The 14,856-nt window shown below is 69.4% G+C and carries 16 protein-coding genes; 6 read left to right on the forward strand and 10 right to left on the reverse strand.

The genetic code is table 11. From position 1 onward, the window contains the following. Nucleotides 1-276: 276 nt before the first annotated feature. The 7 genes from ACFVS6_RS28505 to ACFVS6_RS28535 form a co-directional block, all read right to left on the reverse strand. Nucleotides 277-1,122 carry a hypothetical protein gene (locus ACFVS6_RS28505; RefSeq protein ID WP_389708191.1) on the reverse strand — a complete coding sequence of 282 codons (846 nt, stop codon included), beginning with the start codon at nucleotides 1,120-1,122 and terminating at the stop codon, nucleotides 277-279. After that, entirely contained in the window at nucleotides 1,103-2,002 is a 900-nt protein-coding gene (locus ACFVS6_RS28510; RefSeq protein WP_389708193.1) for an aldo/keto reductase, read from the reverse strand. Before ACFVS6_RS28510 ends, ACFVS6_RS28505 begins: the two co-directional genes overlap by 20 nt. After that, nucleotides 1,999-3,189 (reverse strand): cupin domain-containing protein, encoded by a 1,191-nt coding sequence (locus ACFVS6_RS28515; protein ID WP_389708195.1) that lies wholly within the window; start codon nucleotides 3,187-3,189, stop codon nucleotides 1,999-2,001. Before ACFVS6_RS28515 ends, ACFVS6_RS28510 begins: the two co-directional genes overlap by 4 nt. A gap of 20 nt (nucleotides 3,190-3,209) precedes the next feature. Continuing rightward, entirely contained in the window at nucleotides 3,210-3,347 is a 138-nt protein-coding gene (locus tag ACFVS6_RS28520; protein ID WP_332758719.1) for a hypothetical protein, read from the reverse strand. Nucleotides 3,348-3,596: 249 nt separating this feature from the next. Continuing rightward, the gene (locus tag ACFVS6_RS28525) at nucleotides 3,597-3,863 is read right to left on the reverse strand and encodes a hypothetical protein (RefSeq protein ID WP_389708197.1); all 267 of its coding nucleotides are present in this window, start codon (nucleotides 3,861-3,863) and stop codon (nucleotides 3,597-3,599) included. A 5-nt stretch (nucleotides 3,864-3,868) separates the two neighbouring features. After that, nucleotides 3,869-4,498 carry a hypothetical protein gene (locus ACFVS6_RS28530; protein ID WP_389708199.1) on the reverse strand — a complete coding sequence of 210 codons (630 nt, stop codon included), beginning with the start codon at nucleotides 4,496-4,498 and terminating at the stop codon, nucleotides 3,869-3,871. An 80-nt stretch (nucleotides 4,499-4,578) separates the two neighbouring features. Beyond that, entirely contained in the window at nucleotides 4,579-5,820 is a 1,242-nt protein-coding gene (locus ACFVS6_RS28535; RefSeq protein ID WP_389708201.1) for a helix-turn-helix domain-containing protein, read from the reverse strand. 788 nt (nucleotides 5,821-6,608) lie between these two features. Between ACFVS6_RS28535 and ACFVS6_RS28540 the strand changes: the two genes are divergently transcribed. Beyond that, on the forward strand, nucleotides 6,609-8,423 hold the full coding sequence (locus tag ACFVS6_RS28540) for an Hsp70 family protein (protein WP_389708203.1): 1,815 nt from the start codon (nucleotides 6,609-6,611) through the stop codon (nucleotides 8,421-8,423). A gap of 10 nt (nucleotides 8,424-8,433) precedes the next feature. Continuing rightward, entirely contained in the window at nucleotides 8,434-9,159 is a 726-nt protein-coding gene (locus ACFVS6_RS28545; protein WP_389708205.1) for a hypothetical protein, read from the forward strand. A gap of 492 nt (nucleotides 9,160-9,651) precedes the next feature. On the opposite strand, the gene ACFVS6_RS28550 is transcribed toward ACFVS6_RS28545, so the two are convergent. Together ACFVS6_RS28550 and ACFVS6_RS28555 are read right to left on the reverse strand one after the other, a co-directional pair. Beyond that, the gene (locus ACFVS6_RS28550) at nucleotides 9,652-9,825 is read right to left on the reverse strand and encodes a hypothetical protein (protein WP_281208430.1); all 174 of its coding nucleotides are present in this window, start codon (nucleotides 9,823-9,825) and stop codon (nucleotides 9,652-9,654) included. Between the two features lie 738 nt (nucleotides 9,826-10,563). After that, nucleotides 10,564-10,833, reverse strand: coding sequence for a hypothetical protein (locus ACFVS6_RS28555; protein ID WP_389708207.1), 270 nt, complete (start codon nucleotides 10,831-10,833; stop codon nucleotides 10,564-10,566). 178 nt (nucleotides 10,834-11,011) lie between these two features. Between ACFVS6_RS28555 and ACFVS6_RS28560 the strand changes: the two genes are divergently transcribed. From ACFVS6_RS28560 to ACFVS6_RS28570, 3 genes are all read left to right on the forward strand, one after another. Next, entirely contained in the window at nucleotides 11,012-11,257 is a 246-nt protein-coding gene (locus tag ACFVS6_RS28560; protein WP_389708209.1) for a hypothetical protein, read from the forward strand. A gap of 60 nt (nucleotides 11,258-11,317) precedes the next feature. After that, a complete protein-coding gene (locus ACFVS6_RS28565) occupies nucleotides 11,318-11,677 on the forward strand; it encodes a fructosamine kinase family protein (RefSeq protein ID WP_389708267.1) in 360 nt (119 codons plus the stop codon). Nucleotides 11,678-11,773: 96 nt separating this feature from the next. Next, the gene (locus ACFVS6_RS28570; protein ID WP_389708211.1) at nucleotides 11,774-12,049 is read left to right on the forward strand and encodes a hypothetical protein; all 276 of its coding nucleotides are present in this window, start codon (nucleotides 11,774-11,776) and stop codon (nucleotides 12,047-12,049) included. A 12-nt stretch (nucleotides 12,050-12,061) separates the two neighbouring features. Here ACFVS6_RS28570 and ACFVS6_RS28575 read toward each other — a convergent pair whose 3' ends face one another. Beyond that, the gene (locus ACFVS6_RS28575; RefSeq protein WP_389708213.1) at nucleotides 12,062-13,936 is read right to left on the reverse strand and encodes a hypothetical protein; all 1,875 of its coding nucleotides are present in this window, start codon (nucleotides 13,934-13,936) and stop codon (nucleotides 12,062-12,064) included. Between ACFVS6_RS28575 and ACFVS6_RS28580 the strand changes: the two genes are divergently transcribed. After that, nucleotides 13,935-14,330 carry a hypothetical protein gene (locus ACFVS6_RS28580; protein WP_389708215.1) on the forward strand — a complete coding sequence of 132 codons (396 nt, stop codon included), beginning with the start codon at nucleotides 13,935-13,937 and terminating at the stop codon, nucleotides 14,328-14,330. The genes ACFVS6_RS28575 and ACFVS6_RS28580 overlap by 2 nt on opposite strands. The last annotated feature ends 526 nt before the right edge of the window (nucleotides 14,331-14,856 follow it).

The following is a 14,856-nucleotide window of genomic DNA, read 5'->3' on the forward strand; positions in this document are numbered from 1 at the left end:
AAGACCGTACGGATCTGGGACCTCACCACCAGCCAAACCGTCGCAACGATCCTCGCCGATGCCCCACAAAGCATCGCGCTCACCACCACCGGCGACCTCGCCATCAGCTTCCACCACGACATCGCCCACTACCGCCGCCAGCCGCACAACTCCGCACGCAACTGACCAGAACCTCCTTTGGTGCTTGTACACCCGATCCACAGGCGTCCTCGGCACCGAAGGCGACGCAGGCCGCGCCGGATTTTCCGGTGCGGCCTGCGTGCGCGTGAGCTGGTGTCAGCGCTGTGGTGGAACGGGTGGTCGTCTCCCCGTCAGCACCTCCGCACGGTCCATCAGGGCATCGGCGATGTCGTCGTACTCACCGCGGGCGACGGACTGGAGCATCTCGCACAGCGCAGCCAGCTCACCGATTCGGCCCTCGGGAGTGTCGAGAACGTGGGTGAACTCGGCTCGGACCAGGGCCGCGACCGCGGGGACGCGCAGGCTGTAGGCGTGGAGGAGGCCGGCGTCGAAGCCGACGGGGACGCTGCCCCAGCGTTCCCAGTCCATGATCGTGAGCGGGGTGCCGGTGAGGTTGGCCCAGTGCAGGTCGCCGTGCCCGGTCACCCGCTCGACGCGGTCCGGGGCGTCGATGCCGAGGAAGAGCGGGAAGGAGCGGCGCATCCACAGTGTCCGGACCGCCTCCCGTTCCGTCGGCACCTCGGCGAGCACGTCCAGGGCCTGGTGCAACTCGTCCCACCACCCGTCGGTCAGGTCTGGGTCGGTGAGGAGTTCGGGTGTGTTCGGGGAGATGGCGGGCTGGGGGATGTAGGAGATCAGGTCGGCGTCGTAGGTCCAGCCGTCCTTGGTCCAGCCGACCGTGGCGTGCAGGCGAGGGCGCGGTACGGCGTCCGGGAGGTTCTCGGCACCGGTGATGCCCTCATGCGGTAAGCGGGTGGCAACGCGGTCGTCGGAGGTGGCTTCGACGCGGAGCCAGTGGTCAGTGCCCGCGCGGGAGCTGATGGTGCGGCCGTTCCAGCCCCACGCGTACGGCGGGCTGGTAGCGGTGGAGAGACGGTTCCCCGCTTCGGTATGCGCGGCCTCCATTCGCGTACGGGTGGCGTCATCGGGGGGCGAGTACATCGAGCACCTTCCTGAGTTCCCTGTCGGTCAGCGGGTCGTCCAGCGCCGATACGGCGGTGTCCCAGTGGTCGCGTGTGCTGGCCGAGACCAGTAGGACGTCCAGGCTCGGGCAGGAGCCGGCGGCGAGCAGGCACGCGGTAGCAGGGTGTGCGCCGGGCCGGATCAACTCAACCAGTTCGGGTGTGATCAGGTCCAGGAGTTCCCCGCCGTGCAGGGGAGCGGAGGCGAAGGTGAGCAGGCCTGCGGAGCGGGCTTGGACCAGGGGGCCGCGGCCGTCGAGAGCGCGGGTGATCGGCTGGGCCATGACCAGGCTGACCGGTTGCTGGACCGCGGTTAGGTGGTGGCCGTGGCCGCCTGCTTCGCTGGCAAGGGCGAGGAGTTCGGGGACGGTGAAGGCGTCCTCGGTGAACCCGGACCAGGTGGCGATCCCGTACCCGCCGATCAGGCCGGAGCCGACAAGGTCTTCGAGAGCCTCGAAGGCGCCACGGAGTTCCGCGTGCAGGCGGGCGCGGTCGCCGTGGCCGGTGGTCTCGGGGTTGTGGACGAAGACGATGTCGGCGCGGCCGAGAGCGGCGGCGGAGCGGCGTGTCTGCCAGTCGATGAAGTCCGGGTCGAGGCTGTGCCGGCCGCCGGCCTGCCCGGCGGACAGGACCCCGGCCTCGGCCGCCGCCTGGCCTTGGGCGCGGGTGTAGAAGCCGGTCTTCGTCGCCACCCTCACCGCCGGGAACGCGTCCAGCACCGGGCGGAGCTCCGCGTGGACGGCGCCTACGCCGTAGTTGGGGGCGGTGTCGATCCAGCCGGTCCCGCCCTCGCACGCGGTCCGCGCCGCCGTGGCGGCGGCGCGGACGCGGTGGGTACCGAGGGCTGCTTCGGCCGTCACCGGTCGGCCTCGGTGACGACGGCGGCCTGGCCCTCGACGAGGACGGTGAGCACTGCGGCGACGTCGACGACGGGCAGGCCCGCCTGCTCGGTGAGTTCGCCGATCGTGGCCGGCTGCCCGGTCGACAGCCGCGTGAGGAGGGGGCCCGCCGGAGCGGCGAAGTCCCATGCGGTCCCGGCCGCCGCGAGCGTCCACTCCCCCGTGTCGGGGCTCTGGTCGAGTCGGGCGCGAGCGCAGGTCAGCCGGACGGTCAGGTCGGGATCGGCGGGGACCTGGCCCAGGTGGGGCAGCGAGGCGTACGGGCGGCCGTGGTGGGTGGCGTCGAGGGAGCGGCCCCACCGGTCGGTGAACGCCGGGTCGTCCAGAACGGCGGCCATCGCCTCGCGGAGCGCGGTGACGTACGCGTTCTGGGCGGCCGGGGTATCGAAGCGGGGCACGTCGGTGCGGAAGCGGACGTCGCCCCGGAGCTGGTCAACAACCCAGGTCATGAAGTCGGCGCCGGTCTGGGTGGTGAGGCCGAAGGTCAGGTGGAGGGAGGGGGCGCCTTGGTCTGCGGTGACGGCGTGCCACCAGCCGCGGGGCAGGTAGAGGGTGTCCCCCTGGTTGAGAACGATGTCGGCGAGCGGCTCCCCTTCGGGGATCTGCGGAGTGTCGGTGTCGCGCCAGGTGGGGGCCTGTCGGGTGGGGCCATAGATCCGCCACCGCTTCGCGCCCTCGACCTGGCAGACCACGACGTCGTGGTCGTCCCAGTGGGTGCCGAAGCCCTCGGTCGCGGTCCACGACGCGTACGCGTTCACCTGCACCGGGGTGCGCAGGAATCGCTCAAGGCCTTCGGCGGCCGCCGTAATGGGCGGATGAAGTTCGTCGATCGAGTCGACGACGAGGGAGGCACCCTCGCGGATGCGCGTGTGGAGTTCGGCGGGCTGGATGCGGTGCCACACCGCGGCCCGGCGGGTGGTGACAGGTACCGCGTAGCGGTGCAGCGGAACCATCTCGCCGCCCTGCGAGAGCCGCAGGCGGGGCGGCTCCAGCCGGTGGGTGGCGATCACATGGTTGAGGGTGGACCAGGACACGAGTCCTGCGAAGTCGTCGGGCTTGCCCCGGACGACGAGGTGGGAGCGGAAATACGACTGGGCGAGGAAAAGGTCCCCGCCCAGCCGCTCCGCCCACGAAGGGGCGTCGAACATCAGAAGGTCAGCTCCTGCCGTTAGTCGTTGCCGTCCGAGCGGCCGGTGCCGCCTCCGTCGCCCTCGTGCTCGGCGCGGGTGCGAGCGGCGTTGATCCGCCGGGATGCGAGGAGCAGGCCGCTCCCCGGCTTCGGGTCGGGCGTGGGGCTGTGGGGCATGGATTCCTCCTGCTGCCGTGAGGCGGGCCGATTGCCTGCCTCGGGTGTGCGTCGGACAAGGCCCGGCGCGGTTCCGCCCGGAAGGGCGGACGTGGTGACCGCCGCCGCGAGCGGGTCGCGGGGCGGAAGTTCGGGTGGGCCGAGCCGGTGCTCCCGAAGGGGTGGGGCACCGGCCCGGCACGGGCCGCAGCAGTCCTGAGCGGCCGGTGGCTGCTGCGGGGGATCAGTTCGCCCGGCTCGGGCGGGGGCTCACAGGACGGACCGCTCGGCTGGTGGGACCAGGGCGCAGCCTCTTATGGCAAGGCGGCGCTCGGAGCGGTCCGCGAGGCGCACCCAGAGGTAGGCGTTGTCCGCGTCAACGCCGTTCCAGCCGCTGCCGACCTGGACGACTTCCCCCTCGTGGACGGCGGGGGTGCGGTAGTCGCCCGGAGGAAGGGATTCGGGTCCGCGCACCACGTCGCCCACCTGGTACGGCGCGGACACCGCGTCGGGGCGGCGTCCGGTTCGGTCGGCCACCGCGGTCATCCCTGTGCGCGGGCGGCGAGGGTGAGCTTGAGTACCTGCGCCAGATGTGGGCGTACGGCGCGGGCGGGCGGGACGGGGAGTTCGTCGTCCGGGGCGGTATCCCAGCGAATGCCGTACGAAGGGGGCATTGCCACCCAGTCCTGCGGTCCGGAGCGGACGTCGACCTGGGGGCAGTCGGCGAGGAGGGTGCCGGTGCCGGCTTCCACGAGCAGGGTCGCCGTGGTGTGCCCGGCCGTCAGGCAGGGGATGTGCAGGTTCGTCGCGTCGGCGCGGAGCATGACGCCCATGCCGATGGCGTGGCCGACGATCCGGGCGTCGAACTGCGTGCACGGGACGATGACTCCGGCGCCGGGCGCGGCCTCGAACGCCGCAGTGAGGTCACCGCTCTCCAGCGGCTCCACGGCCCCTGCGAGGGGGTGGGCGCCCGGGGTGACGCAGGGCCTCGCCGTGGGGTCGTCCTGACAGGTGCAGCCGGAGCCGGTGCGCTGGCGGTGGCCGATCGCGACGGGCCAGCCGAGCCGCCGGTAGGCGGCGGCGCTCTCGATGGTGTCGCGGCCGTGCAAGACGTGCAGGATGTCGCCCATGTCGCCCCCCGTGCCCGGTTGGGAACCGTAGGTGATGGTCACGGCATGAGGGTCCCGCTCAACCGGAAGGGCGACCCACAGGATTCCTGTAGGCCGCCCAACTGGCATATGCGTAACCGAGGTCAGGACACGAGTTCCATCCCCCGCACCAGCCCGGACAGGGCGGCGGCCTGCGACGGGACGCCCCGGCGGACCATGTCGCCGACCAGCTCCCGGGCCATCGGATGGGCGTGCACGTAGTGCGGGGCGCGCTGCGCCGCCGAGCGCAGGGTCACCACGGCTTCCCCGGAGCGGCCCATGCGGTGCATCGCCCGCGCCTCGTCGATCCGGTAGTGCGTGATGCGCTCCCGGCTCGGCATCGCCGTCACGTCGACGTCGCGGACGAACGAGAGCCCGGTGTCGGGGGCGTCGACTTCGACGCCGGCCTCGGTGGTGTGCACCAAGACGTTCGCCCGGGAGAACACGGTCTGCCACCGCAGATCGTGATGGCCCTCCGGAAGGCGCCCGGAGACCTCCAGAGCACGACCGGCCTGGCTCCAGGCCCCCTCCGCGTCGCCGGCGCGGGCGCAGGCGACGACCTGACGCAGCACCAGAGCGCCTTCCAGCACCAGGGCGTCGGTGTCCCCCGTCGCCGAGATCGCCTCCAGATCGCGCAGGGCGGCATCGGCGACCGCCTGGGTCTCGCGGGCCGAGCCCTGGTGGAGCAGGGCACCGCACCGGTCCCAGGCGACGGCGGCCTTCACGATCGGGTCATCCAGCTGGGTCGCGGCCCCGGCCGCGACCTCCGCCGCCACCCACGCCAGATCGGGCAGACCCGTCTGGTTCAGGGTCTGGCGGGCGTTGCGGGCCGCGTCGACCAGCAGGCGCAGGGCCTCGTCCCACTCGGCGGTGCCGCGCTCGTGCATCAGGATCGTGGTGTTCAGGTCCTCCAGCAGGGCAGGCAGGAGTCCGGCGACCGCGGGGAGGTTCGCGCCCTGGCGGTGCCGGTTGGTGGCGGCGGCCTGGTCCCGCACCCGTTGAACGTCGGCGGCCGGCGCGGACGGCACGAGACCGGGGTGGCCGGAGAGGATCAGTGAGGAGCGGCGCAGCGCGGCGCGGAGGGCGGGCACGTGTGGGACGGCGGAGCCCTGTTCGCGGCGGAGCCGGTAGGGCTGTCCCAGGAGCCAGACGACGTCGACCTCGCAGACCGTGGCCACGGCCGTGATCAGCGAGTAGCGGTCCAGTGGGAGGCGGCCGGCCTCGACGTCCTCGGCCCAGCGCTCCGAGCGGCCCACCAGACCGGCCATCTCCGCCTGCGTCAGGCCTGCCGCGATCCGGGCCACACGCACGCGCGCACCGATGCCGGTGTCGGGGGAATGGGTCATGACGGGCACCTCTCCGTTCTGGACTCCTCACCCGGACGGTACTCCCCGCAAGCGACCTGCGGATACGCCAACTGCCAAACCGGAGAGGCATCTACGGCCTTAGCGACGCGCGCCGCGGCCACCGGGCCGATTGCCCCGCACGCTAACCGTGTCGACTGAGCCCCCTCGCACCGAGCGCCCTGGTGCAACGCCTCGGCGGCTTACTGCTCGGACGACAGCGCTGCCCTCACTGTGGTGCGGGAATGCCCCATAAGTTTAGCGATACGGGCTTCGCTTATTCCTGAAGTTCGAGCCTCCAAAATCAGAGGATCCCGGGAGCGCATAATTTCCGCGTACCGAATAAGACGCTGTTCAATGCTTTCCCTGCCCTCATCATCGGCATCTTCGCCTGGTTCGACCGTTTCGCCTACTGGCGCCACTGCACACAGGAGGCCATCATCCGGCAAGGGCACAGAGCTATCGACCGCTTCGATATATTCCATTACTTCATACCGTCCGAATCTCAAGCCCCTGTACAGATCTGAACTGTACAGATCTGTACAGAGATACGGCTTCCGACAGGGTAACCCCTTCTCCCGTTAGGCTGTTTGGGTGACTTTTCGTCTGGGGCAAGGCGCCGAGATTCCCATTTTGGGCTGGCATCCGAGAGCGTACACGCCACGAGGCACCCCATGCGCGCTCAGGAAACCTCACCTTCAGGAGAAGAGTTGCACGTCCCGCGAGTGGTTGTAGGAATCGATTTCGGAACTTATGGATCTGGGCTCGCCATCCTTATCGGGAAAAACTCGATGGGGGTCGATGACGTGAAGCCGACACTAGTGACGGCGTGGCCGGGTCAGACTGTCGAATCGCCAAAGAATCTGACGGCTCTGCTCATTGATGGGGAGCAAGAAGTCGCGGGGTGGGGGTACGAGGCCAGGTTTCAGGCCCTCACCCGGAGACCCTCGGCCGGTGGGTTGCGGTACTTCACCGGATTCAAGATGGATCTGATGCACCGCCCTGCGCCCGCGGCCGAGCTGGAGGGGGAGAGGGCGCCGGACGAGGACGAAGGCGATGGGAGCAGGGAGCAGTACGCAAGCGAGCCCGTGGGCACAGAGCCTCAACGGGACCCTGGCGCAACCTCGCTCGCTGGATCTGAAGAAGGTCCGTACGAGGAGGAGGTGCGGTCGGAGGTCTCCGTCGACCTCAAGGATCTGCCCCCGCGGGAGCGGTCCGAGGCCCTGATCACCCTCTACCTCCAGCACCTCTACCGCAGGGCACTGGAGGAAGCACAGCGCTGGGGCTACGGTCCTGACGACATCCGGTGGTGCCTGACGGTGCCTGCCATCTGGACGGACGAGCAGAAGCAGGTCATGAGGGACTGCGCGATCCGTGCCGGACTGCCGGCCGAGGACGGCCGGCTGGTCCTGGCGATCGAGCCCGAGGCCGCTGCCCACTACGCCCGGACGAGCGGAGTCAACGTGCCCGGAGAACAGGGGATGGAGGACAGTGACCTCCAGACCCCGGGCTGCCGGTTCGTCGTCGTGGACTGCGGCGGCGGCACCATCGACCTGACCCAGTACGAGATCGACGCCGAGGGACGGATGGTGGAGACGGGCGTCCCCACCGGGGGGCCTTATGGGGCGGAAGAGATCAACCGGGCCTTCCGCGAGCGGCTCCTGGTCGACCGCTTCGGCAAGGCAGAGACCGTCGACAGCCTTGAAGCGAAATGTCCCGAGGCCTTCCTGGACCTCTGCGAGCAGTGGGAGCGGTCGAAGCTCGACTTCACGGCGGACCGGACGAGTCCCTTCTACTTGAACATCCCCACCGCGATCGACCGCACGCTGGGCACTACCGTGCGCAAGCGTCTGACTCGCAAGCAGGACGGCGTCAATGACCAGATCGTCGTCACCGTGAAGGAGGCGGTGGAACTCTTCGACACCGTGGTCCCTGAGATCTTGGACTTGATCGACGGCCAGCTCAAGGACGCGGAGAACCTGGCATCAGCGGGCAGCCCTCGTCCGCTCATCTTGCTCGTCGGTGGGTTCGCCGCCTCCAGGTTTCTCCAGAACGCAGTGACCAGCCACGTCGGTGGACGCGCCCGTGTCCTCGTTCCACCGGACCCGGCGGCCGCGGTCCTGCACGGGGCAGCGCTCTTCGCCTACGAACCGCGCATCCGCGCCCGGCGAAGCCGCCTCACCTACGGAGTCGCGATCAGCGCGGTCTTCGAGGAGGGCGTAGACCCGGAGGAGCTCGCATACGTCGACAGCTTCGGAACGAAGCGCTGCAGGAACCGGTTCTCGAAGGTCGTCACGCGCGGAGACCTCGTGGACACCGAGGAGGAGAGCCACCACACCTTCTGTCCTGTCGAACCGACAAATACAGGCCTCACCCTCGACCTGTACTCCTCCACCGCGAACAGCCCGCGCTACATCACCGATGGGGACTGTACGAAGATCGGCCGCATTCGGGTTGACCTGCGCAAGGTCATGGAGTTCGCCCACAAGGAACGTGACGTCAGCCTCTATCTCCGCTTCGGCGAGACACAGATCAAGGCGCGCGCCGTCGTCAAGAAGAGCGGCGAAGAGGTCTCCAGCACGCTCCGCTTCCTCTCCGACTACTGAGGCGTAGATCATGAACGAACGCTCACCTCGACTGCCGTTCGCGGCCGGCTTCAGCGACACCCCGGCCCAGGCTGAACCAGCCGAAGCCTTCTACTCCTCGGGGGATCCTCGCTACAGCGACATCGCCAGGCGGGTCACGCTCCTTGAGCGGGACAACCGCGCCCTCCTGAGCACCCTCAACGGGCTACAGCAGCGCCTTCTTGACCTCGAAGAGCATCTCCGTGCACGTGAGGTCAGCCGGCCCCAGGATACGTGGTCGCCCTCCGCCGCCAACGATCACCTCGCCATCGCCCGCGAGTACCTGACCTGCGTCGAACAGCACATTCACCCCTTCGCACGAGAGGCCACCATCAGGCTCGGAGCACAGCTGCGGCGCGAACCGCTCCATCGCAGGATCGCCGCGCTGACGCTCGCCCTGTTCGACGCCCAGACACCGACCCCCGGCAGTGTCCTGGTCGCAGCAGGTTTGCCACCTCACGACGCCCTCAACACCACCGCAACCCAGCTGTGCGAGAAAGCCAAGAAACTACGCCGGCGGGCAGAAGACACTGGTATGCCCTTCACATTCGACTTCGAGTACGTGCCCGGTGCACCGCTTGATGAGACCTGGCAGAAGCCCTGGGCGTCCTGCGAGGCCGACTTGCCCGTCCAGTTCGTTGTGGCGCCCGCCTATCTCGTAGCAGAGCGGGTGTACGCCCAGCAGCTCGTCCACACCGGTGTGCCCTACCTCGCATGACCCCCATACGCCAAGCCATTGCCCCATTGCTGGCCGCGGTAGAGCCTCTCATCGTTTCCCTCTGGCACCGATTTTGGCGGCGCGCAGCGGCCAGCCGCAGGGCGAACCGTGGGAGCCCGGTGGCCCGGGTGCGCCACAGTGGTCGGATGCGCCGCCGGACCCTGCCCTTGCTGATTGCCGTCCTGTTGGCTTCGTCGGGGTGCGTCTCCTCACCGGCACCCGCGAACTCTTCACCCTCACCCACCCCGCCCACGCCCTCGGCGAGCGCCAGACAGCCATGTAGAGGGCGGGCACCCTGAGCACACGGCGAACGCCCCCTGACGACAGGTGGGCAAGCCCGTGCGCGAGAGGCTTGCCCAGGCAGGCCTAAGGCTTGCCCACCCGGCATTCGCAAGGTGGGCAAGCCCTGGACCACCTTCGGGTCGAGGGCGGTCAAGGGGTTGACCGCCCTCGGGTCGCCGGAGCGTCGGCCGCGCGTGGAGGCCGGGCGGTTCAACGGGCCGCGATGAGGCCGAGGCACGCGACGACCAGGGCCACGGCCATCCCGGCCGCCGTGATCGGCGCGACGAGCGCCGGATGCCGGTGGGCGACGTACCCGACACCGCCCGCCAGGAGCAACGTGACGAGGACCAGGAGCAGCAGAACGGCCAGGGCGAGCGAGGACACGGGTGTTCCCTTCGTCGGGCATGCCGGGGCCCGGCATGCGGTGGGGAAGAGCGGGGACCAGCCGGACGGGTCGTCGCGGGTTGGTCGGACAGCAGAGTGCGACGGGCGGGGGTAAGCCCCGCAAGTCGCCGCGGCACGTCGGCACCTGATCACCCGGCGGGGGCTCATTCAATAGTTGGCGGACCCGGCTGCAGAACGCAGCGCGGCCCCGGCACACGTGGTGTGCCGGGGCTGTGGCGCGGTCCGGTCGTACTGCCCCAGAGCGCTCTGGGCACCGGTCCTGACCCGCACACCCATGTCGGCACGGACTGAACCCGACCCTACCCAGGCACAACCGTCCAGAGACCCGTCACACGACCACCTACGGACAACCGACAGGGACTCAGGGACTCAAGGACAGCCAAGAGATCACCCACGGGCCGCGACAGCAGGGACTCCAACACAGCCGGCAGGAAGGACCGAACACCAACCCCGAGAACCAGAGAACCCACCAACACCCACGAGCAGACCCAACACCCAGAAACCAACAACCAATCAACTACCCAAAAGAACCCAGAAAGAGAAAGTCCGGAATGTCACCACCCACAGAACGGCACCTGACCAGCCACAACGCGGAACATCACCGGAACCACCTTCCCCCCATGCTTCCCCCACTAGGTTCCCCCTCCATTTCCCCCTCTAGGTTCCCCCCATGTTTCCCCCCTTGCTTCCCCCTCCGCTCAGGAACAGGCCCGGGGTTCAAGCCGTGTCGCCACGCCACCTGAACAGACCGCCGGCGGCGTCATCGTCGTCGGGCGCGTAGTCGGCGCGGCCGCCCGGCCCGTACAGACCGAGATCAGCGATCAGGAGCACGCCTCCCGCCCGATCCGCCGCCGTCCAGCCGGTCACGTCGAGGAGCTGACCATCGAGGAGGCCTCCCACCAGTTCGGCGTACTCGCGCCCGACCGTCCGTCCCGCCTGCTCCCCCGGCTCCCACCCGTACACCCGCGACTCCGTCTCACGTTCCATCCCGCCACGCTCCCACCTCGGCCCGTACCCGTGGGGCCCGTTGAGAACAACGGGACCAGGACCGGTTCCTGAGCGACTCCTGGCGGACGCGGGGGATGCGGACGGGTCCGCCGCCGGGCAGGCCGCCCCGGCCGGTCCCACCGGATCAACCTCTTCGGGAGTCATCGGCCGGGACTGAATGATCCAGTCCTTCCTGCCCGGCACCCCGGCACCCGGGCACCCCGGCACCCCGGCACCCGAGATGCTCGGGTCGTACCCGAAGGAGACGCACGGGGCGTTCTTCCGCCAGATGGGGGAGATCACGGCGGCCGTCCACGCCGTCGCCGGGCCCTGGTTCGGCCCGGTCACCAGCCCGGGGCACAGGCGTTGGAGCGAGGCCGTCGTCACGTCCCTGCACCTGATCGCCCAGGACGTCGAGAGCTGAGGCCTGGACGCGGCCGACCTGCGCAAGGGCGCCGACGTCGCCCAGGCCGGCGCGCAGGTTCTGGACGAGGTCGCGGTGCCGCGGCTGCTGACCGGGGACCTGTGGACGGGGAACACGATGCTCGAGGCTGCCCCAGTGCCCACGATTTCCGGTGTCCTGGACATGGACCGTACCTGGTGGGGGGATCCGGAGGCGGACTGGACGATGCGGATGGCCCGGGCCAAGCAGGATGCCCGTCTGGCGTTCTTCGACTCCTACGGCCGCCCGGCCGAGACCGAGGCCGGCATGTGGCGGCGGCACGTGTACGCGGTGCGCCACCTTGGGGCGCTGCGTCTGGAGCGGCACCGGCTCGGCAACGACGCGGGCGTCCGGGATTCCTATCCGCTGGTGGCCGAGGAGTTGTCGGCGCTCACGTCCTGACGGCGACGGGCGCCTCCCTGCCCGGAAGGCGCCCGTCAGGTGGTTCGGTCACGAAGTTGTTAGGGCGCGGCCGAGGGCGGAGGCGACGGCCCGCGGGTGGACGAGGCCGGCGCGGACGAGGTGGGTCTGGTCGTCGGCGCAGTCGACGATGGTGAGGTGGTTGGCGGCGGGGCAGACACCGCCGTCCCTGACGACGGCGTCGAGGCCGGCTTCGGTGAGGAACTCTTCGACCTCGGCGAGGGCGATGGCCGGGCCGCGGTCGTCGGGCCCGACGTCGCCGGAGACGTTGACGGTCGTTGCGGCGAGGAGTCCGGGGACGGCTTGGGCGAGGTCGCCCAGGGGGCCGGGGGCGTGGGTGGTCAGGGCGGGTGAGAGGGCTCCTGTCTATTGCATCAGCTCGATATGAGGGTGCTCAGGCGCTGTCGGGCAGATGTAGAGCTGCTGCTCGACACAGTCGCCGATCTGCACCCTGGTCGGTTTCCGCCCGTCGCGCTGGCGGGCGTCGGTCGAGAACGCGGCGGCTTGGTCTTCGAGCGGTATCCAGCTTCGTCCTGCGCCCTCCCATTCCGAGCTGGCGATGGTCAACAACGGCTCCCTCTCGGTGCCACAGACCGAGCAGGGTCGCGGAGCCGGATCGGTGTAGCCCCACGATGGCCACCCACCGACCTTCCAACCCGGAGCAACCGACAGATGACTCGCGTAGTCCGCCTCCGAGTAAGGGCCCTGAGCCCCGTCCACCGCGGTATCGGCCGCCTGACGGGAAGTCCAATCCTGGATTCGCTCTCGTAGTTCCTTACTCAAGTCCGCTGGGCTCGGGTACTCCGTGACCTGCTCCGGAGCAACCACACACGGCTCCGGGACATATTCCTCGACCACCACCGGCGGTGCGGGAGGCGAGACAAGGATCTCCGTGACAGCGGCCGCGGACCGCCAGACCACCATGCTCTTGGGCATGTAGTGCTCCGGGGGATGGTCAAAGGGACACCACAGCACCTGAAGCAGATCAGCTCCGGCCCGGCCTGGTGGACGCAGCGCGGGAACGTCCCGCAGATACAACTGGGCCAAGGGCACCATGGCGACAGGTCCGTCCAGCCACGCGTCATCGAGCCATGTCTCCTCCGAGTGGAGCCGGTCCAGGACCGCCCGCTCCTCGGCCGTGTGCTGGGGAGACTGGGGATCCCCGTCGGGGAACGCCGCCGCGCTCGCTCGGACGCGCTGTTGCAGTCGTAGATCGGCCAATGCGACATCGCTCGTACTGTCGTGTGCGAGATCGCAGTACGGCCATGGCTCATCAGCAGGCCACAGCAGTGGACCACCGATCGAACTGTCCTGCCACGTGGGCATTCCGGGCCGGGGGTGCAGCCTGGTCGCGGTGCGGGCCAACGCACCCAGTTCAGGGAAAGCCGCCGCAATATCAAACGGTCGCGGCGGAGTAGTACGAACCATGCTCATGGAAACGATGCTGCCGGCAACCTCTGACAGCAACGCCCGCGACCACGACCTGCCAGGAACGGTCGGCAACAGATCGACGTACGACATACGCCCGGGGTGGCGGGCCGGGCACGGCAGATCCGAGTCCCAGGCCGCGACGAGGTGGGGGTCGACAGGCTCGTCGCGCTCGCCCGGACCGAAGAGGCCAGCCAGGGCGCCCAGGACGAGGAGGATCGGCATGATGAGGAGGGCGTGGCCGTAGTCGGTGAGGTTGGGGCTGTCGGGGAGGAGTTTGCCGGGGATGGCTTGGAGGAGTCCGCCGATGATGAAGCAGACGCCGTTGACGATGGCGGCGGAGCTGCCGACGAGGCGGCCGGGGACGGTGAAGCCGAGCATGTGGGCGCCGGCGAAGAGGCCGACGCAGAACACGGTCACCACGGAGACGCTGTTGGTCTCCTTGGGGAGGTAGATCAGCAGGGCGACGGCGGCCGCTTGGAGGAGGACGCCGATGACGGCGGGGATCCGGAGGTTGTTCCAGTGGTCGGAGAGCAAGTTGAACAGAGGTGCTCCGACGGCGAGGCCTAGCCCGGACATGGCTGTGAGGACGGCTGCGAGGGAGGTTTCGGCGCCGCGGGCTTCCATGATCCTGGGACCCCACAGCACGCCATGGCGAGCATGGATCCGAGGGGCGAACCTGGCATCGCCGGCTTCGAAGGCGCCCAGGTTCTCGCAGAGGCCCTCGGTCGACCAGTCCCCCGGGTTACGGTAGACGTGCTGCTCGATGTCGCGCTTGAGGCTCGGCCCCCAGGTACCGAAGAACGCGTCCATGAGCGGGCTCATCTCGTCGGCGAGCACCCAGAAGCGGCTGAGCATCCCCATGAACCCGGGCCTCGTTGCGAATGGGGTCGGCGAGATCGAGAGAACGGGCAAGTTCGGCGTACAGCCCGACCCGGCGCTCCCTACCGCACCCGCGAACAGCCGCGGGAAGGGGCCGAGCAAGGCACTGAGGACTTTCAACGCGGCCTGGCAGCGCTCACGCAATGGGTGGAGCGAGAAGGCGCCCACCGGCCGCGCCCACAGCGAGGAGATCAGGGTCGAAGGTGAGGTGGAGCCGGTGCTCGTGAAGCTGACCGTGTGGGTCTCCAGCACCAAGACCCGCCGCGACAAGCTCAACCAGGTCCAACTGGACGCGCTGCAGAAGCTCGGCGTGGACTGGGCCTGACCCGAATGCGATACCACTACATCCGGGGACTCGCGGGCCTCCTGCCATGCGGCACCGGCGACGGCACACTTGCGCAGCAGCGGCTTCACGCCGATCAGGTCCGTCGCCGTGGTCGTTTCCTTTCCTCTCCGGGTCGGGAGGCGTCGCCTCGGTGATCATGGCGGGCGTGGTGGCCCGTCCGGGTCGGCCGCGCTCGGGGTGTTCACGATGAGGGGACGTGCCATGGCAGTCGCTGCGTCCGGTACGTACGAGTCGACCGGCAGCGTGGGCTATGAGGCCTACCTCGAAACGGCGGGAGCGGCTGGCCCCGGAACAGCTGGCCGCCCTCGCCGAGCTGGGCGTCGAGTGGGCGGCAACCGGCCCCTGACACCGGAGTGGGCAAGCCCGCCCACAGGCATCCTGCATCGGGAACATCACGGTCCGCCACCACCGGCTTGACCGGGCGCAGCACACAGCCCTGGCCGAGCTCGGAGTGGACCGGGCGCGGCCGTCGTCGGCCTTCGCGTGACCGGAGCTCCGTGAACCG

Origin of the sequence: Streptomyces sp. NPDC057939 (genome assembly GCF_042887545.1) — a bacterium.
Classification (GTDB): Bacteria; Actinomycetota; Actinomycetes; order Streptomycetales; family Streptomycetaceae; genus Streptomyces.